General features: G+C 70.7%; 17 protein-coding genes and 1 tRNA gene. 10 read left to right on the top strand and 8 right to left on the bottom strand.

What is annotated here, in order from left to right:
• Positions 1–10 precede the first annotated feature (10 nt).
• A complete protein-coding gene (locus ABIA38_RS42340; RefSeq protein ID WP_424644349.1) occupies positions 11–376 on the bottom strand; it encodes a hypothetical protein in 366 nt (121 codons plus the stop codon).
• Positions 369–755, bottom strand: coding sequence for an SseB family protein (locus tag ABIA38_RS42335; protein ID WP_424644348.1), 387 nt, complete (start codon positions 753–755; stop codon positions 369–371). Before ABIA38_RS42335 ends, ABIA38_RS42340 begins: the two co-directional genes overlap by 8 nt.
• A 162-nt stretch (positions 756–917) precedes the next feature.
• Here ABIA38_RS42335 and eno point away from each other — a divergent pair, with 162 nt between their 5' ends.
• The 4 genes from eno to ABIA38_RS42315 all read left to right on the top strand — a co-directional run bounded on the left by eno (position 918) and on the right by ABIA38_RS42315 (position 4,549).
• On the top strand, positions 918–2,198 hold the full coding sequence (gene eno / locus ABIA38_RS42330) for a phosphopyruvate hydratase (RefSeq protein ID WP_424644347.1): 1,281 nt from the start codon (positions 918–920) through the stop codon (positions 2,196–2,198).
• Positions 2,199–2,253: 55 nt separating this feature from the next.
• Entirely contained in the window at positions 2,254–2,916 is a 663-nt protein-coding gene (locus ABIA38_RS42325; protein ID WP_424644346.1) for an FtsB family cell division protein, read from the top strand.
• Between the two features lie 167 nt (positions 2,917–3,083).
• Positions 3,084–3,599 carry a DUF501 domain-containing protein gene (locus tag ABIA38_RS42320; protein ID WP_424644345.1) on the top strand — a complete coding sequence of 172 codons (516 nt, stop codon included), beginning with the start codon at positions 3,084–3,086 and terminating at the stop codon, positions 3,597–3,599.
• Positions 3,596–4,549 (top strand): exopolyphosphatase, encoded by a 954-nt coding sequence (locus tag ABIA38_RS42315; RefSeq protein WP_424644344.1) that lies wholly within the window; start codon positions 3,596–3,598, stop codon positions 4,547–4,549. The genes ABIA38_RS42320 and ABIA38_RS42315 overlap by 4 nt, the downstream gene beginning before the upstream one ends.
• A gap of 4 nt (positions 4,550–4,553) precedes the next feature.
• Here ABIA38_RS42315 and ABIA38_RS42310 read toward each other — a convergent pair whose 3' ends face one another.
• Entirely contained in the window at positions 4,554–4,826 is a 273-nt protein-coding gene (locus ABIA38_RS42310) for a type II toxin-antitoxin system Phd/YefM family antitoxin (RefSeq protein ID WP_424644343.1), read from the bottom strand.
• Positions 4,827–5,271: 445 nt separating this feature from the next.
• On the opposite strand from ABIA38_RS42310, the gene ABIA38_RS42305 reads away from it, so the two are divergent.
• Positions 5,272–6,621 (top strand): NAD(P)/FAD-dependent oxidoreductase, encoded by a 1,350-nt coding sequence (locus tag ABIA38_RS42305; RefSeq protein WP_424644342.1) that lies wholly within the window; start codon positions 5,272–5,274, stop codon positions 6,619–6,621.
• Positions 6,622–6,701: 80 nt separating this feature from the next.
• On the opposite strand, the gene ABIA38_RS42300 is transcribed toward ABIA38_RS42305, so the two are convergent.
• A complete protein-coding gene (locus ABIA38_RS42300; RefSeq protein WP_424644341.1) occupies positions 6,702–7,457 on the bottom strand; it encodes an ABC transporter ATP-binding protein in 756 nt (251 codons plus the stop codon).
• Positions 7,458–7,892: 435 nt separating this feature from the next.
• Between ABIA38_RS42300 and ABIA38_RS42295 the strand changes: the two genes are divergently transcribed.
• Both ABIA38_RS42295 and ABIA38_RS42290 read left to right on the top strand, forming a co-directional pair.
• A tRNA-Leu gene (locus ABIA38_RS42295) sits at positions 7,893–7,977 on the top strand.
• Positions 7,978–10,601: 2,624 nt separating this feature from the next.
• The gene (locus ABIA38_RS42290; RefSeq protein WP_424644340.1) at positions 10,602–11,456 is read left to right on the top strand and encodes a Bax inhibitor-1/YccA family protein; all 855 of its coding nucleotides are present in this window, start codon (positions 10,602–10,604) and stop codon (positions 11,454–11,456) included.
• Positions 11,457–11,704: 248 nt separating this feature from the next.
• Here the strand turns inward: ABIA38_RS42290 and ABIA38_RS42285 are convergent, their stop codons facing one another.
• A complete protein-coding gene (locus ABIA38_RS42285) occupies positions 11,705–11,938 on the bottom strand; it encodes a DUF4287 domain-containing protein (RefSeq protein WP_161360502.1) in 234 nt (77 codons plus the stop codon).
• A 109-nt stretch (positions 11,939–12,047) separates the two neighbouring features.
• Between ABIA38_RS42285 and ABIA38_RS42280 the strand changes: the two genes are divergently transcribed.
• The gene (locus tag ABIA38_RS42280; RefSeq protein ID WP_424644339.1) at positions 12,048–12,479 is read left to right on the top strand and encodes a hypothetical protein; all 432 of its coding nucleotides are present in this window, start codon (positions 12,048–12,050) and stop codon (positions 12,477–12,479) included.
• A gap of 123 nt (positions 12,480–12,602) precedes the next feature.
• Here ABIA38_RS42280 and ABIA38_RS42275 read toward each other — a convergent pair whose 3' ends face one another.
• From ABIA38_RS42275 to ABIA38_RS42265, 3 genes are all read right to left on the bottom strand, one after another.
• Complete coding sequence (locus ABIA38_RS42275) at positions 12,603–13,187, bottom strand: hypothetical protein (protein WP_424644338.1); 585 nt, start codon at positions 13,185–13,187, stop codon at positions 12,603–12,605.
• A gap of 197 nt (positions 13,188–13,384) precedes the next feature.
• Positions 13,385–14,605 carry an acetyl-CoA C-acetyltransferase gene (locus ABIA38_RS42270; protein WP_424644337.1) on the bottom strand — a complete coding sequence of 407 codons (1,221 nt, stop codon included), beginning with the start codon at positions 14,603–14,605 and terminating at the stop codon, positions 13,385–13,387.
• Positions 14,606–14,762: 157 nt separating this feature from the next.
• Entirely contained in the window at positions 14,763–15,866 is a 1,104-nt protein-coding gene (locus ABIA38_RS42265) for an SGNH/GDSL hydrolase family protein (protein WP_424644336.1), read from the bottom strand.
• 255 nt (positions 15,867–16,121) lie between these two features.
• Here ABIA38_RS42265 and ABIA38_RS42260 point away from each other — a divergent pair, with 255 nt between their 5' ends.
• Positions 16,122–17,498 carry a cystathionine beta-synthase gene (locus ABIA38_RS42260; protein ID WP_424644335.1) on the top strand — a complete coding sequence of 459 codons (1,377 nt, stop codon included), beginning with the start codon at positions 16,122–16,124 and terminating at the stop codon, positions 17,496–17,498.
• 168 nt (positions 17,499–17,666) lie between these two features.
• A complete protein-coding gene (locus tag ABIA38_RS42255; RefSeq protein WP_424644334.1) occupies positions 17,667–18,260 on the top strand; it encodes an N-acetyltransferase family protein in 594 nt (197 codons plus the stop codon).
• The last annotated feature ends 46 nt before the right edge of the window (positions 18,261–18,306 follow it).

Genomic DNA, 18,306 nt, shown 5'->3' with positions numbered 1-18,306 from the left:
GCAACCTCCGTCAGTCCGAGCCGTCCGAGTCGGTGCTGCGCATGTCGTCGCCCGCGTGAATCGAAGCCGCGCCGCCGGGTGTGAAGAAGCGGGCCTCGGCGTCGCGTTCGGCGTCCTCGTACTGCTGGGCGGCCATCTCCAACGCGATCGCGATGTTCTCGCCGAGGCTGACCAGTGCGGCCATCGCCTTGGCGGACGTCAACACGATCTCCCCGGCCTGGTACGGCGAGGAGTAGTACTTCTGCAGCGCCACCAACTGATCCCGCAACGGCTGCTGCTTCCGGGCGATTTCCCGGGCGACCGACAACGCGTCGATCAACTCCGTACTCGCCCCGCGCACGAAGGCGCTGTCGACCTTGAACCCGTCGTCACCCATCCGCGCCGGCCTCCCCGTTCCACAGGCTCGCCCGCAGCCGTACCGGTCGGGGGCCGGCCAGGTCGATCGCGATGTCGTAGCCGGGCGGCAACAGCCGCACCAGGTCGGCGCCGTCGGTGGCGAACCACTCGCACGGGCCCTGGACGAACCGGGCCAACTGCTCCTCGGACGTGAACACCGGTACGACCCCGCCACCCGGTGGGCCGATCGCCGCGAAGCCGACCTGTTCGGGGCGTTCGCAGTACAGCCGGGCCGCGAGCAGCGCGGCCAGCAACGCGGGTGGCTCGCCTTCGCCCGCGAGCAGTCGGGATATCTCGTCCTCGAGCTCGCCTTCGAGCGGCGACGCGCCGCCCGCGACGCGCCCGTTCGGTTCGGTCATCCGTGCGCCCCCGCCCCTCGACCGTGCGGCACCCTACCGAACCGTTCGCCGCCGTGTCACCGATTGGTCGCCCACAGCTACCCGTTCCCGGGCGAATCCCACCGCGCGCTCCTACTAGGCTGGCCGGGCAGAGCAGCGTGCCCCTTGATCAAGGAGAAACTCGTGCCGTCCATCGACGTCATCCACGCCCGGGAGATCCTGGACTCCCGAGGGAACCCCACGGTCGAGGTCGAGGTCGTCCTCGACGACGGCAGCTCGGGCCGGGCCGCCGTGCCCTCCGGTGCCTCCACCGGCGCCTTCGAGGCCGTCGAGCTGCGTGACGGGGACGCGGCCCGCTACGGCGGCAAGGGCGTGCAGAAGGCCGTCGACGCGGTCAACGAGCGCATCTACGAGGAGATCGCCGGCACCGAGGCGGACGACCAGCGGCTGATCGACCAGGCGATGATCGACCTGGACGGCACCGAGAACAAGTCCGAGCTGGGCGCCAACGCGATCCTGGGCGTCTCGCTCGCCGTCGCGCACGCCGCCGCCGAATCGGTGAACCTGCCGCTGTTCCGCTACCTGGGCGGCCCGAACGCGCACGTCCTGCCGGTGCCGATGATGAACATCCTCAACGGTGGCGCGCACGCCGACACCAACGTGGACATCCAGGAGTTCATGATCGCGCCGATCGGCGCGGAGACCTTCGCCGAGGCGGTCCGCTGGGGCACCGAGGTGTACCACTGCCTCAAGTCCGTACTCAAGGCCCGCGGCCTGGCCACCAGCATCGGCGACGAGGGCGGCTTCGCGCCGAACCTGGAGAACAACCGCGCCGCGCTCGACCTGATCGTCGAGGCGATCGAGATGGCCGGCTACACCCCGGGCGCGGACATCGCGCTCGCGCTCGACGTGGCGGCGAGCGAGTTCCACTCGGACGGCGGGTACGTGTTCGAGGGCGCCAAGAAGACCTCCGCCGAGATGTCGGCCTACTACGCCGAACTGGTCGCCGCCTACCCGCTGGTGTCGATCGAGGACCCGCTGGACGAGAGCGACTGGGAGGGCTGGGTCGCGCTCACCGCGCAGCTCGGCGACAAGGTCCAGCTGGTCGGCGACGACCTGTTCGTGACCAACCCGGAGCGCCTGGCCCGCGGCATCGACGAGAAGGCCGCCAACGCGCTCCTGGTCAAGGTCAACCAGATCGGCACGCTGACCGAGACGTTCGACGCCGTGTCGCTCGCACACCGCAACGGCTACCGGTGCATGATGAGTCACCGGTCCGGCGAGACCGAGGACACCACGATCGCGGACCTCGCGGTGGCCACGGACTGCGGCCAGATCAAGACCGGCGCCCCGGCGCGCTCGGACCGCGTGGCCAAGTACAACCAGCTGCTGCGCATCGAGGAGATCCTCGACGACGCGGCGGAGTACGCCGGCCGCGGCGCGTTCCCGCGCTTCGACGGCTGACACCGGTCGCGCGGGGCAGCGCCGGCACCGAATCGACGGAACGGCGGGAGGACGCGTGAGCGAGCAGCGCGAGAGCGGTCGGCGCCAGACCGCGCCGACCCGGGCCGCGCGCGCGTCCCGGGCGGTCGCGCCGCCGCGCCAGGCCCGCGGCGCGCGGCCGGCGACGCCCGCCGCGCCGAAGGCCGCCGAGGCCGCCAAGGCCGCTCGGCCCAAGGTGCGCAAGCCGAAAGCCGCGGCCGGGTCCGGCAAGGGCTCGGCCGCGGCGGCCCGGCTGGCCCGGCTGCGGCGGCGCGGCGGTGGCAGGTGGATCGTGCTGACCCTGGTGGTGCTGAGCCTGGCGATCGCGCTGGTCTATCCGGTACGGCAATACCTGGCCCAGCGCTCCGAGGTGGCCGACCTGCGCGAGAGCACCCGCAAGCAGCAGTCCGAGACGGAACGCATGCGGTCCGATCTGGACCGCTGGAACGACCCGGCGTATGTGCGGCAACAGGCGCGCGAGCGGCTGCACTTCGTCTACCCCGGGGACACCGCCTACCTGGTGGTGCCGCCGCCGGGCGCGGCCGGCAACCCGGCGCCGCTGGCGCCGGCCCAGGCCGGTGCGGGACCCTGGTACCGCAAGTTGTGGGACTCCACGCGCGACGCGGACAAGACCACCGGTACACCGACCCCGAGCGCGTTGCCCAAGCCGACGTCCACGCCCCTGACGTCGATCGGGTAGCGGTCGGGCCGTCATCGGTCGAACCGGCCGGGACGGTCGAACCGGCCGGGACGGCCGGGACGGTCGGGACGGTCGGGGCGGTCGGATCGAACCGGCCAAGGCGGCATCCGGTACGTGGATCGAACGTCGGTCCGAGTCATCGAGCGAAACAGGACATACTCGCAGGCATGGATCAGCAGGACATCGACGCCGTCAAGGCGCAGCTCGGCCGTACCCCGCGTGGTCTGCGCGGTGTCGCGCACCGGTGCCCGTGTGGGCTGCCGGACGTCGTGGAGACCGCCCCACGCCTCGAGGACGGCTCGCCGTTCCCGACGTTGTACTACCTGACCTGCCCGCGCGCGGCGTCCGCGATCGGCACGCTCGAGGCGAACAACGTGATGCGCGAGATGAACGAGCGGCTGGCCGAGGACGCGGACCTGGCCGCGCGGTACGCCGCGGCGCACGACGACTACATCGCCCGCCGCGATGCGATCGAGGTGCTGGAGGGCTTCCCGTCGGCGGGCGGCATGCCGGACCGGGTCAAGTGCCTGCACGTGCTCGCCGGTCACGCGCTGGCCGCCGGGCGCGGGGTCAACCCGCTCGGCGACGAGACGCTGGACGCGCTGCCCGAGTGGTGGGCCAAGGGCCCGTGCGTGTGCGTCGGTACGGATGCCCCGGCCCCCGAGGAGGACGAGAACCGATGACCCGACGCGTCGCCGCGATCGACTGCGGTACCAACTCCATCCGCCTGCTCGTCGCCGACCTCGACCCGGTGGCCGGGACGCTGGTCGACCTGGACCGGCGGATGCGGATCGTCCGGCTGGGCCAGGGCGTGGACCGGACCGGGCGGCTGGCGCCCGAGGCGCTGGAACGCACCTTCGCGGCGTGCCGGGAATACGCCGCGGCGATCGGCGAACTCGGCGCCCACCGGCTGCGGTTCGTGGCCACCAGCGCGAGTCGCGACGCGGAGAACCGGGACGTGTTCCGGGCCGGCGTACGGGAGATCCTGGGCGTCGAGCCGGAGGTGATCAGCGGCGACGAGGAGGCCGCGTTGTCGTTCGCGGGGGCCACCCGGGAACTGGCCGGGACCGGCGCGGTCGAGACGCCGTATCTGGTGGTCGACATCGGCGGCGGGTCCACCGAGTTCGTATTGGGCACCGATCGGCCCGAGGCGGCCCGGTCGGTGGACGTCGGCTGCGTCCGGATGACCGAGCGGCACCTGCGCGATGATCCGCCGACGCCGGCCCAGATCGCCGCCGCGACCGCCGACATCGAGGCCGCGATAGCCCGCGCCGCCGAGGTGGTCCCGATGGACCGCGCCCGCACCCTGGTCGGCCTGGCCGGCTCGGTGACCACGGTCGCGGGGATCGCCCTGGGCCTGCCCGAATACGACTCGACGGCCATCCACCACGCCCGCCTGACCCTCGACCAGGTCCGCACGGTGACGGCGAACCTCCTGGCGAGCACCCACGCCGAACGCGCCGGCATCCCGGTCCTGCACCCGGGCCGCGTCGACGTGATCGCCGCGGGCGCCCTGGTCCTCCGCACGATCATGGAACGCACGGGCTTGAGCGAGGTAGTGGTCAGCGAACACGACATCTTGGACGGGATCGCCTGGTCGCTGGCGGACGCTCCGGCACCGGCCGCCGAGTAGCGCCTCACATTTCGGAGGCGGCCCGCTCGCCGAACAGATCCACGAGCAACTCGGCCATCGACACGGTCGGGCCGCCCTCCGCCAGAACGGCCTCGGCGGCCCGCGCGAGTGCCTCGTCGGCCGCCTCTTCCAGAGCCTCGTAGGCCGCGATCGGCACCAGGGCGGCCACCGGAACGCCGTTGCGGGTGAACACCGTCGGGGTGCCCTCTGCGGCGCGGTCGATGTGGTCCGCGAGGCGCGCGCGGGCCTCGCGAATGGTCACTCGGCTCTCGGTCATACCCGGAGTCCGCACGTGGTCGGGCGCGTGGGTCGGCGCATTGCCGGGATCGCCCGTCGAGTCGACAAAGAAGCAAGCAGCCATGTCCAACGTCCGGACACGGGGGAAAGTTTGTGAATCCCTTCACATGGTCGGCGGGACAAATCTTCGCCATGCGAGGCCGTTTTCCTCCCGATGGGTCGGTCGGATGCGGGCGCCGCCTTCGGATGGGGTGGGCCTCGGGGGTTCGAGGTGGAGATCACATTGCGTCGGACCGGGGGCTTACCGGCAGGATCGACGCAGGTCATCGGATCGCGGTGGCGAGCCCGGCGGTCGAGTGGATCTTCCTCGGTCGCACATCGTGCACAAATGCACAAGCAAAAGGACGAAGGGTACCAGACGGCCCCTTCGATACTGCGCGCGGCCTCGAAGCACCGGCGAGTTCGATCGGTGGATACTTCCAAACATGAGCAACACGGATCGCCCTCGCATCCTTATCGTCGGCGGCGGCTACGTTGGTCTGTACGCCGCGCAGCGCATCCTCAAGAAGATGCGCTACGGCGAAGCGACCGTCACGGTCGTCGACCCGCGGTCGTACATGACCTACCAGCCCTTCCTCCCGGAAGCGGCCGCCGGCAGCATCTCACCGCGCCATGTCGTGGTGCCGCTGCGCCGTGTCCTGCCCAACGCCGAGATCGTCAACGGCCGGGTCACCTCCGTCGACCACGACCGCAAGGTCGCGCTCGTCGAGCCGCTCGCGGGTGAGTCCTACGAGCTCGGCTTCGACTACATCGTCATCGCGCTCGGCTCGATATCGCGTACCTTCCCGATTCCCGGCCTGGCCGAGAACGGCATCGGTCTCAAGACCATCGAAGAAGCCATCGCACTGCGCAACCACGTGCTCGGACAGCTCGACCTGGCCGACTCCACCACCGACCAGGAGATCCGCCGCAAGGCGCTGACCTTCTGCTTCGTCGGCGGCGGCTTCGCGGGCATCGAGGCGCTCGCCGAGGTCGAGGACATGGCCCGCGACGCGGTCCGTTACTACAAGAACCTCAAGCGCGAGGACATGCGCTTCGTGATGGTGGAGGCGGCCAACCGCATCCTCCCCGAGGTCGGTCCGGAACTCGGCGCGTGGACGCTGGAGCGGCTCAAGGCCCGGGACATCGAGTTCCACCTGGAGACCTCACTCAAGTCCTGCGTCGACAAGCACTGCGTGCTCTCCAACGACGTCGAGTTCGACGCCTCCACGATCCTGTGGACGGCGGGCGTCAAGCCGAACCCGGTGCTGTCCGAGTACGGCCTGCCGCTCGGCCCGCGCGGCCACGTCGACACGCGCCCCACCCTTCAGGTGGTCGGCATGGACAACGTGTTCGCGGCCGGCGACAACGCGCAGGTGCCGGACCTCGCCGTCGGCGAGGGCGCCTGGTGCCCGCCGAACGCGCAGCACGCGGTGCGGCAGGCGCGGGTGCTGGGTGACAACGTCGTCTCGGTGATGCGTGGGTTCCCGCCGAAGGAGTACAAGCACAAGAACCTCGGCGCGGTGGCGGGCCTGGGCCTGCACAAGGGTGTCGCGGTGATGTTCGGCAGGTTCAAGCTCAAGGGGCTGCCGGCCTGGTTGTTCCACCGCACGTATCACGGTGCGATGGTGCCGACCTTCAACCGGAAGTTCCGGGTGTTCGCGGACTGGACGCTGTCGGCGTTCTTCCGGCGCGAGATCGTCTCGCTCGGGGCGATGGAGCACCCCCGGGACGAGTTCGCCGAGGCCGCGTTGCCGGCGCCTCGACCGGCGGCGGAGCCGGTGGCCAAGGCGTAGGTGTCGCCAGATTGCCGAGGAGCCCGGTACGCGCGGTTGCGCGGGCCGGGCTCCTTCGCGTTCGTCGCCCGGGAGCGCGGTCAGAGCACGCGGGCTGCCTCGAACCGTTTCATGCGCTCCAGAACCAGGCCGGACGTCGGGTCGAACATTTCGTCGACGATCCGGCCGTCGGCCAGGAAGATCACCCGGTCCGCGTAGGACGCCGCGTTGGGGTCGTGGGTGACCATCACGATGGTCTGGCCGGTGTCGTCCACCGAGGTACGCAGGAAGCCGAGCACCTCGGCGCCGGAGCGCGAGTCGAGGTTGCCGGTGGGTTCGTCGGCGAAGATGATCTGCGGCCTGCTCGCCAACGCCCGGGCGCAGGCGACGCGTTGCTGCTGACCGCCGGAGAGTTCGCTGGGCCGGTGCTTGAGCCGGTCGCCCAGGCCGACGATCTCGATCACGTGGTCGAGCCAGGCGCGGTCCGGCCGGGTGCCCGCGATGTCCATCGGGAGCGTGATGTTCTCCAGGGCGTTCAGGGTCGGCAGCAGGTTGAACGATTGGAAGACGAAACCGACCTTCTCCCGGCGCAGCAGCGTGAGTTGCTTGTCCGAGAGCGAGGACAACTCCACGTCGCCCAGCCGTACGGAGCCCGCGGTGATCGAGTCGAGGCCGGCCATGCAGTGCATCAGCGTGGACTTGCCCGACCCGGACGGGCCCATGATCGCGGTGTACTCGGCGCGCCGAAAGCCGACCGAGACCTCGTCGAGCGCGATCACCTGCGTTTCGCCCGTGCCGTAGACCTTGGTCAGATCGGTCGCCGCGGCGGCGAGCGCGGTGGGTTGGGTGACGGTCACAGGGGCCTTCTTTCGGTTGGGTGGGTCGCGGGCGTGATTCCCATTCGGGGGGTCTCGGGTGATCGGGTCTTTGCGCGCTTTCGTATGTGTCTTTCTGCGTACGTGTCCTCCGTACGTGTCTTCCGTGTATGCAGGCGCTGGTCGGCGAGGATCCGGATCCGTCGTACGCGACCACGCGACCACGCGATCCCGGTCGTCCGGGATCGGACCTCGACCCCGTGGTCCTACCCAGGTCCATCGGGTGAATGCGGGATCAGCCCTGCTCAGCTGCCCCAAAACGCGCAATCGGCACTATCCGCGCGGCATTTCGGCGGGTTGTCAGCGCACGGTGGTCGGTCGCTCTCCGCATTCGAACGGTCGACGGAGAGAGGTCCGCGAGGCCGCAAAAAACAGGGGGCCAACCCGGTGCGCCGGGGCCGCTACGCTCAGCATCGCCCCCGGATGGTGGAACGCAGACACGAGGAGCTTAAACCTCCTTGGCCGCAAGGCCGTGCGGGTTCGAGTCCCGCTCCGGGGACCAGATGATCACGGCTCTGACCTGCGTCGGAGCCGGCTTCGAGAACTTGCGTGACGACAAAAGCGACATTACGCCGGCGGCCTGATGGATCATGATCATCAGTTGTCACGCCCCGTAGAGCCCTTGGCATCCTCAGATGAACTCGGGTTTCGGCGCTTCATTCGATAAAAATTCCGATGCCACGGATCGCATCACTGATGCCGGAGCGCCCCACGCGGCACTTGAGCGTCCGCAACGCTCCGATCAATTGACGGTGAGTAAGGGGCGAACGCGACTGGGGACATGGTTGCGGGCGCGACGACGGGCCTATCGAGGCGACGGTGGTGGGGGTGTGGGTGCCGTGCCGTGCGGGGTGGCGTGGGGTGGCGTGGGGTGAGTTGAGGTGGGGAGGAGGTGGGCAAGAGAAGAAGCGCGCGGCGTGGACCCGCATCCCCGGGACGTACACCTATACAACAGACCGGAGTTCATCCGGCTGTTCATCACCGCGGGACCCACCGGTGTACCTGGCACGGTCGACCGAGGTGCCCAAGTCGCGCCGGAGCAACCGAAGTTAGGCCCGAACACACCGCCGCCGACGCCGGTCGATCGCCGGGCGCGGACGGCCAGGGTCGCCGCCGTGCGGCGGGCGACGCCGAACGGCGTGTCGCACGATCGCCGTGCCGTGGTCCGAGTCGCCGCGAGGCGGCAACTGCCGTGGTGGAACGCCGAGCTGAATGCGGGTCGCCGCGCCGTGAACGAGGATCCGATTGCGAGCCGGCCAAGCAACCGGCCCGAAGCGGGCAACCGCGCGGGGCAACCCGGCTGAGGGGTTGGCGTGTTGCCCGCCCGCCCGCCCGCTACGTGGCCGTTGCCGCCGCCGGGTCGGCTTTGCTGGCTCGTGGTCGGGGGCGATTGACCGCTTGGGCGTCGTGTCGCACGCCCTTTCCGCAGTCGCCCCGGGTCCGTTCGGCGGGGCCGGGTCGTGGGGGGTGGCCGCCGTCTCGTCGTTGCTCGTCCCCTCCGGGGCCGGGGTTTTTGCTTGGTGCTTCGCATCCGTTGTTGCCCGTCCACTACGTGGCCGTTGCTGCCCTGGTCGGCTTCCTCTGACTCGTGGTCGGGGGCCGTTGTCCGCTTGGCGTCGTGGTGTTGGGCTGGTGCCGTGGTGACCCTGGGTCCGTTCGGCGGGGCCGACTCGTGGCGGCGGCCACCGCCTCGTCGTTGCACGTCCCCTCCGGGGCCGGGGTCTTTGCTTGGTGCTTCGCATCCGTTGTTGCCCGTCCACTACGTGGCCGTTACTGCCCTCGTTGGCTTCCTCCGACTCGTGGTCGGGGGCCGTTGTCCGTGGGGCGTCGGGGTGTTCGGCCGCTGCGCAGGCGTTTCGGGCTCGCTGGGTTTGGGTGGCGGGTGTTGCGGTGTGCATGTCGACCGCCGGCTCGGGGTCTTGGGTCGGGTGTGTGTCCGGTGCTTGGGTTTCCGGCGTGGTGCGCGGCCTTTTCTGCCTTGTCGTGCCTCGGTTTCGGGTAGGGGAGCGCGAAACCCGCACTCGTCGGCCCGTGCGGGCCCGGGCGCCGGGTAAAACCGCAGGTCAGGCTTCGTCTCGAGCCTTGGGAGTCTCGTCGGGATCCGTTTTCGGTCCCGAGGAGGGAGTGGGAGCCGTGAGGGGCTGCGAGACGTGGCATGGCCACCGACCGCCGGGGGCCGCCGCCGGGACAACGGCCCCCGACCGCGAGTCGGGGGATGCCGACCAGGGCAGTGACGGCCACGTAGTGGACGGGCAACAACGGATGCGAAGCACCAAGCAAGACCCGGCCCCGGAGGGGACGTGCAACGACGAGGCGGTGGCCGCCGTCACGACCCGGCCTCGCCGAACGGGCCCGGGGCCAACCACGGCACCAGCTCAACAGCACGACGCCAAGCGGCCAACGGCCCCCGACCACGAGTCAGAGGAAGCCGACCAGGGCAGCAACGGCCACGTAGTGGACGGGCAACAACGGATGCGAAGCACCAAGCAAAGACCCCGGCCCCGGAGGGGACGAGCAACGACGAGACGGCGGCCACCCCCACGAGCCAGCCCCGCCGAACGGACCCAGGGCCACCACGCCACCAGCTCAACAGCACGACGCCAAGCGGACAACCGCCCCCGACCACGAGCCAGGGGAAGCCAACGAGGGCAGCAGCGGCCACGTAGTGGACGGGCAACAACGGATGCGGAGCACCAAGCAAAAACCCCGGCCCCGGAGGGGACGTGCAACGACGAGGCGGTGGCCACCGTCACGAGTCGGCCCGCCGAACGGACCCAGGGCCACCCCCACACCAGCCCAACACCACGACGCCAAGCGGACAACCGCCCCCACCGCGAACCAGCAAAGCCGACCCGGCGGAGGTTGCTTGGGTGCCCCGCAATCGGGTCCTCGTGCGCCACGCCGTGACCCCCGCCTCGGCTCCGCGTTCCCTATATGGGCGTTGTTTGGCTAACGGGGGTCGGGCTGTCGGTGGAATTTGACGGACTTTTTATGACCGGTCCGTGACCGCGGGCACAAATCGTGTGTCTGGACACGTTGTGGGGGGAGGATGGAGACCCCGGGAGCTTTACTCGGGGATTACTCTCTTAAGCCACGACCCCCACCCGGGGGCATGGAGGAGATGACATGAGGAGCAGCAACCCGGTGCTCACGCGGCGGGGGGCGTTCGAGACCGGCCAACCACAGCAGGCCGGTTACGGAGCGCCGCAGCCTGGGCCGCACGGTGCCCCGTTCGGTGGGCCGCAGCAGCCGCCGATGCAACCGATGAGCCCCGAGCAGCTTCAGGAGATGTACCGGGCGCAGTCCGCCGGTCCGCTCCAGACCGGTCGGATGACGATCGACGACGTGGTCGCGCGTACCGCGATGACGTTGTTGACGGTCGTTGTGACCGGCGCGCTGTCTTGGGCTTTCCTGCCGTTCGAGAACTTCGGCTGGGCGGTCGGCGCCGCGCTCGTGGCGTTCGTCGTCGGCCTGGTCCTGACCTTCAAGCGGGAGGTCAGTCCCGCTCTGGTGCTGACTTACGCGGCGCTCGAGGGCGTATTCCTCGGCGCGATCAGCCACGCGTTCGAGCAGCGTTACCACGGCATCGTGATCCAGGCGGTGCTCGGCACGGCCGCCGTGTTCGCCGGCATGCTCTTCGCGTACAAGTCCGGTCTGATCAAGGTGACGAGCCGCTACGCGCGGATCGGCATCGCGATCGCGATCGGTTTTGTGCTCCTCTCGCTCGTCAACGGCCTCGCGGCGCTGATCGCCGGCGGTGACGGCCTCGGGCTGCGCAGTGGCCCGATCGGCATCCTGATGGGCATCGCGGGCATCCTCATCGGTGCCTTCTTCCTGTCGCTCGACTTCAACGAGATCGAGCAACTGGCCGCCCAGGGTGTCCCGCAGAAGGAGGCGTGGCGGTCCGCGTTCGGCCTCACGGTGACCCTCGTGTGGATCTACATGGAGGTTCTGCGGCTGTTGTCGATCCTTCGGGACTGACGACTGACGGCTGACGACCGACAACCGACAACCGGCGTGCTTCGGACCGACGGCGTAACAGCGTGAAGCGGCGGTGCCCCCTCTTCGGAGGGGGCACCGCCGCTTCACGTTCGCGGATACGGGATCGGCGCGGATCAGCGTGACGGCGGTTGGATCAACGTGACGGCGGTTTCAGCATGGCGCCGGTTGTCGGCGCAGCGGTCTTCGGCGGGCGGTCGACAGCGGGTGGTGGGCCTCGGGCCGGGGGATCAGCTGACCCCGCCCGGCGCGTGCCGGCGACGGTCGTGCTCGCGGACGATGGCGAGAGCGTGTCCGTGTCCGAGGTTGTGCTCGCCCTGGAGCCAGGAGACCCGGTCCTCGAAGCGGGAGAAGGCCGGACCGGCCTCGATTTCCTTGAACCAGTCGGGGAGTTCGCGGCCGGTGCAGGCGGGTACCCGGGCCACGAGGTTCCGGTGGGTCTCTTCGGAGAAGTGCAAGGACATAAGCGCCTCCGGTGAGCGTTCCGTTACCCGAGCGTGCATGACGGGCGAACGGTTGGCAAGCGGTCGAAGCCCACCCGCACGCGGTGTGCGCACTGGGTACGCTCCGGTTATGTCGTCCCGCATCCCCATCCCGCCGGCCGGGAAACCGTCCGTCTCCCTCACGGTCGACCCGGCACCCTTCGTCAAGGAGTCGGGCGCGGTCGCCGATCGACTCCGGCACCTGTCCGAGCCGCGACTGAAGGCGCCGCTGACCGCTCGCCGTGAGGGTTCGCCGAGTCGGGCGGGCGCGGCGCTCGCGCTGGCCCAGTGTCTGGCCGACCTCGCCGCCGCGGTCGAGGGCGAACCGCTGCGCGAGATCCCGGATCTGGGGGTGTTCGTGGTCGGCGATCAGGTCGCCGTCACCTCGGGCGATCTGGCCGCGGCGCTCGAGCCGTTGGCCGAGGAACACGCGCTGATCCTGCAGGACGGCGAAGGCGTGACGGCGGGCGATGTGCTGCGGCGGGCGCGGGAGATGGTCCGGGAGTTGTCGGCGGCGATATGACATAGCCGCCGATCTGGACATGACCGCCGATCTGACATGACCGGCGGTACGACACGACCGGCGATATGACAGAGAACTGTGGCCAGAGGACTGTGGCCGACCCGCTCGGGCCCTGTGCCGCCCCTACGCCGGCGGGCGTACATACAGGCGGTCGGCCAAGGCGTACGCGATCTCCTCGTCCAGGCCGAAGGTCAGGGTCCAGCCGCCGCCGATCTCCGAGGTGCCGAGCAGGCGGACCGGTCGGCCCAGGGACAGGGCCACCTCGATCAGCGAAGTGGCCTCCGGGTCGCCGGGCATCACCACCAGCGAGCTGCCGTCGGCGAAGTCGAGTACGTCCAGGCCGCTTGCGCCGCCGCCGGGCGAGCCGGTGCGGACCCGGGTGATCGGGGTGCCGCCGGCGACCAGGCCGGTCAGGTAGCCGCCGGTCAGGTGGGCCGGCAGCAGCGGGGTCAGGTTTTCCGAGGGGTGCGGCCGGCGGCCTGCGGGGTCCTGGTCCCGCCGGCCGTATTCGTCGTGCCCGGCGCCGGGCACGGTCAGCGGTGGTCGTTCGGCGTCCCGGCTGCGGAAGAGGTGGTCGACGAACGCCTGGTCCCAGATCTCCGTCGCCGCCCGGTCCCGATGCCGCCGGACCAGCCGCCTTACGGCGGCGGTCACCGCGACGGTGCACGCGGCGGTGAGCAGGACGGGGACGATGTACACGTTCGGCATGACGAGATCCGCAACCCTTGGCCAATCCGAGGAACAGCTTCCCTTCCAGGGTCGCGCCGTCGGCGGCTTGCCGCCAGAGCGCGTGATGTCCCGATCCGGGCGGAATCCCGGGCTGCGCGGGGTGGGTGAGCATGCGCCGAGGCCCGCCCGGGAAGCACTCCGGACGGGCCTCGGCGCACGCGTGAAGACGTGCCGGATCAGCTGAGCCGCTCCAGCACCATCGCCATGCCCATGCCGCCGCCGACACACATCGTCTCCAGGCCCCACTGCTTGTCGTGCCACTGCAGCGAGTTGATCAGCGTGCTGGTGATCCGCGCGCCGGTCATCCCGAACGGGTGGCCGATCGCGATCGCGCCACCGTTGACGTTGACCTTGTCCAGGTCGAAGCCCAGGTCCCGGTAGGAGGGCACGACCTGGGCGGCGAACGCCTCGTTGATCTCGACCAGATCGATGTCGGCCGTGGTCAGGCCGGCCCGGGCCAGTGCGATCCGGGAGGCCTCGACCGGGCCGTAGCCCATGATCTCGGGGGACAGGCCGGACACCGCGGTGGAGACGATCCGGGCCAGCGGGGTCAGCCCGAGTTCGCGGGCCTTGGTGTCCGACATCACGATCACCGCGGCGGCGCCGTCGTTGAGCGGGCAGGCGTTGCCGGCGGTGACCGTGCCGTCGGGGCGGAAGACCGGCTTGAGCGCCGAAATGCCTTCGAGGGTGGTGCCGGCGCGCGGGCCGTCGTCCTTGGCCACCACGGTGCCGTCGGCCAGGGTGACCGGGGTGATGTCCTTGGCCCAGAAGCCGTCGGCGATCGCCTTCTCGGTCAGGTTCTGCGAGCGCACCGCGAACTCGTCCTGCTCGGCGCGGGAGATGCCCTTGTGCTGGGCCAGGTTCTCGGCGGTGAAGCCCATCCCGATGTAGACGTCCGGGAGCAGTCCCGCGTCGCGCGGGTCGGACCAGGTCGAGCCCTGCTCGACGGCGGCGGCGGTACGTGCGGCGCCCTCGGCGAAGATCGGGTTCTTGGTGTCCGGGAGCGAGTCGCTGCTGCCCTTGCCCCGGGTGCTGGTGACCATCTCGACACCGGCCGAGATGTACGCGTCGCCCTCGCCCGCGCGGATCGCGTGCATCGCCATCCGGGTGGTCTGGAGTGAGGAGGAACAGTAGCGGGTGATGGTGGTTCCGGGCAGGTGGTCGTAGCCGAGCAGGACCGCGACGTTGCGACCCATGTTGAAGCCCTGCTCGCCGCCGGGCAGGCCACAGCCCAGCATCAGGTCGTCGATGTCCTTCGGGTCGAGCGCCGGGACCTTGTCCAGGGCGGCGCGCACCATCAGCGCGGTCAGGTCGTCCGAGCGCAGGTCCTTCAGGGAACCCTTGAAGGCCCGACCGATCGGGGAGCGGGCGGTGGCGACGATGACTGCTTCGGGCATCGGGACTCCTTGATGGTCTTCGCGGCCGTCGGTACGAGGACCCCGCAGGGACTCTCGTCGTCGCGGAAGCGCAACTGACGCTTGAAGTTACCGGCTGGTAGGCAGAAGTGGGAAGGGCGGGTCGGGCGACCTGTCCCATGCCGTAGCTGACGACCAGTCAGATTTCTTCGGTCACATTACCTCGGGCGTCCTGAAATGGGGTCGATCCCCTGCGCTCGGACTCGGCGGAGGTCTCGGCGGAGGGTTCGCCGGCGGCCTCGTCGGCGGTCTCCGGATCCACCGTCGCGGGCGTGGGCAACTGCTGCCGCCGGCGGTGGCGCAGCAGCGCCCACCGGCCGCGCGGGCCACGCTCGCGCCCGCCGACGTCGGTGCCGGCCACCTCGGTGCCGCCCTCGGCCGCGGCCTCGATCGCGGCCTGGGCGATCGGCAGGACCCCCTCGCCGCGGAAGCTGTCCGGGCGTACCTCGTCCAGCGGCCACAGGTCCAGCGCGGCGCACAACGACGGCAGCGAGGCCATCGCGGCGGTGGCGTAGCCCTCGATCGAGGGGTGGAACCGATCCGGGCCGAACATCGCCTTCGGCCGGGCCAGGAACTCCGGCCCGAGCAGCGCGCCGAGGGACACGGTACGACCGCCCGCCTCGACCACGGCGATGGTCTGCGCGGCGGCCAGATTGCGGCTCCACTGCCGGGCCAGATAGCGCAGCGGCTGGGCGATCGGCTCGATCGTGCCCAGGTCCGGGCAGGTGGCCACGACCACCTCGACGCCGGAGGCGATCAACCGGCGGGTGGCCTGTTCGAGGTGGCGCACCGACTCGGCGGGGCGCATCCGGTGGGTGACGTCGTTCGCGCCGATCATGATCATCACCACGTCCAACTCGTGCCGCAGCGCGAGCGTGACCTGGCGTTCCAGGTCGGACGAACGCGCGCCCGAGCGCGCGACGTTGACCAGGCGTACCGGCACCTCGGCGACCGCCGCCAGGCCGGCCGCGAGCAGTGCGCCGGGGGTCTGCATCGGGTCCTCGACACCGAGCCCGGCGGCGGTGGAGTCGCCGATCACCGCGAATGCGATCGGCTCGCCGGGCAGATCGCCGTACATCCCGTCCGCGGTCGGCGGCTCGCCGTCGGGCTCGCCCACCGTGCGGCGGGCCAGCTTGGCCTCCGCGTACAACACCGCGAACATCGCCCCGGTCAGCACCCCGACGCCGCCACCGCCGTAGGCCGCCGCCGCGGCGACCCGACGGGCCATCCTGGTGCGCATCATCGCCGGACCCCGCGGCCGGCCGCCGTGTCCAAGACCTCGGGCTCCTCCCCGTCGCGAAACTCCACGCCGACCCTAACCGACCGTCAGGTTCCTCGGCGGTACGCACCGGCGCGCCGGCCCGGGCGCGTTGGGGCGGGCCGGCGACACGTTCCGCCGTCGGCTCCGAACCCGCCCACTAGGCTGGGAGAAGTTAGCGCAATGTGAGGATTTTGGGCCATCCGGCCCCGGCTGATGCGCACTCATGGCGGAGGTTCCGTGCGGTACCACGAATCCATGCTCGACCTGATCGGGGACACCCCCCTCGTCAAGCTCAACTCCGTCACCGCGGGGTTGTCGGCAACGGTGCTGGCGAAGGTCGAGTACTTCAACCCCGGCGGTTCGGTGAAGGACCGGATCGCCGTGCGGATGATCGACGCGGCCGAACAGTCGGGCGCGCTGCGCCCGGGCGGCACGATCGTCGAACCCACCTCCGGCAACACCGGGGTCGGGCTCGCGATGGTCGCGCAGCAGCGCGGATACAAGTGCGTATTCGTCTGCCCGGACAAGGTCAGCATGGACAAGATCAACGTCATGCGGGCCTACGGGGCCGAGGTCGTGGTCTGCCCGACCGCGGTCGACCCCGAGCACCCGGACTCCTACTACAACGTCTCCGACCGGCTGGTCCGCGAGACGCCCGGCGCCTGGAAGCCCGACCAGTACTCCAACCCGCAGAACCCGGAGTCGCACTACCTCTCCACCGGCCCCGAGTTGTGGGAACAGACCGACGGCCGGATCACCTGCTTCGTGGCCGGCGTCGGCACCGGCGGCACCATCTCCGGGACCGGGCGCTTCCTCAAGGAGGTCTCGGGCGGCGGCGTGCGGGTGGTCGGCGCGGACCCCGAGGGCTCGGTCTACTCCGGCGGCAGCGGCCGGCCGTACCTGGTCGAGGGGGTCGGTGAGGACTTCTGGCCGACCGCGTACGACGCGGCGGTGCCGGACGAGATCATCGCGGTGTCCGACCGGGACTCGTTCCTGATGACCCGTCGGCTCGCCCGCGAGGAGGGCCTGCTGGTCGGCGGCTCGTGCGGGATGGCCGTGGTCGCGGCGCTGCGCGCGGCCGAGCGGCTCGGGCCGGACGACGTGGTCGTGGTACTGCTCCCGGACTCCGGGCGCGGCTACCTGAGCAAGATCTTCAACGACGAGTGGATGGCCGACTACGGCTTCCTGGACGCGGACCCGAACGTCGCCACCGTGGCCGACATCCTGGCCCGCAAGCAGGGCGACCTGCCGGCGCTGGTACACGTGCACCCGGAGGAGACGGTCGGCGACTCGATCGCGATCCTGCGCGAGTTCGGGGTCAGCCAGATGCCGGTGGTCAAGCCGGGCGCCGGGCACCCGGACGTGATGGCGGCCGAGGTGGTCGGTTCGATCGCCGAGCGCGATCTGCTGGACGCGCTGGTGGCCGGCCGGGCGGCGGCGGGCGACCCGTTGGAGAAGTTCATGTCGGCGCCGATGCCGGTGATCGGGTCCGGTGAGCCGATCGCGCGGCTGGCCCGGGTGCTGGAGCAGGCCGACGCGGCGCTGGTACTGGTGCACGGCAAGCCGCAGGGTGTGGTGACCCGGCAGGACCTGCTCGGACACCTGGCGGGCTGAACCCGCGCCGCGCGCGTTTTGCCGCTTCGCCACCGGAGCGGGGTCGTCATCGGATCGGTCCACGCCGGACACGCCCGCGTAGTCGATGCGTAACACCGCCTCGACACCGTGGGGTTCGGCGGGGACGGACCACGAGGGGACCGCTCCGGTGACGAAGGGCGGCAGGACATGCGGGATACGACGGTGGGCGGGACGCGGGGTCGGGCCCGGCTGACCATGGTGCGCGGGGCGGACGCGGGGGTCTGGCCCGCGCATGTGTGGGTACGGCCGGCCCGGGCCGAGGACGCCGCCGAGGTGCGGGCGATGCACGAGCGCTGCTCGCCGGAGACCCGGCGACTGCGCTACTTCACCTCGGCGCCGCGATTGCCGGAGAGCGCGCTGGGCCGGCTGCTCGTCCCGGAGCACGGGGTGAGTCTGGTGGCGGTCGGCCCGGACGGTGCCATCGGCGCGCTGGCCACACTTGTTTTCAACCGGGTGAAAGAGGGCCACCCGGCCCGGGAGCGGGTCGGCGAGGTGGCGCTGTTGGTCGAGGACGGCTGGCAGCGGCACGGCCTGGGCAGCACGCTGTTGCGTTCGCTGGTCGAGCACGCGGCGGGACGCGGGGCGACCGGGGTGCGGGCGCACGTACTGCCGTGGAATCGGGCGATGCTCGGCCTGTTCGACCGGGCCGGGTTGGCCGCGCGGCGCGGGTACGAGGACGGCGTGGTGCTGGTGGAGGCGGAGCTGCCGGCGGAGGTGTCGGCGGCGGGGCACTGCGCTTGATGATCGGGCGGGTCCGGTGTCGCTCGGGCGAGTCCGGCAAGGTTGC

This window comes from Embleya sp. AB8, from assembly GCF_049739465.1.
GTDB lineage: Bacteria > Actinomycetota > Actinomycetes > Streptomycetales > Streptomycetaceae > Embleya.
The sequence above is the reverse complement of the archived record's forward strand: the minus strand, read 5'-3'. Positions and strand labels throughout refer to the sequence as shown.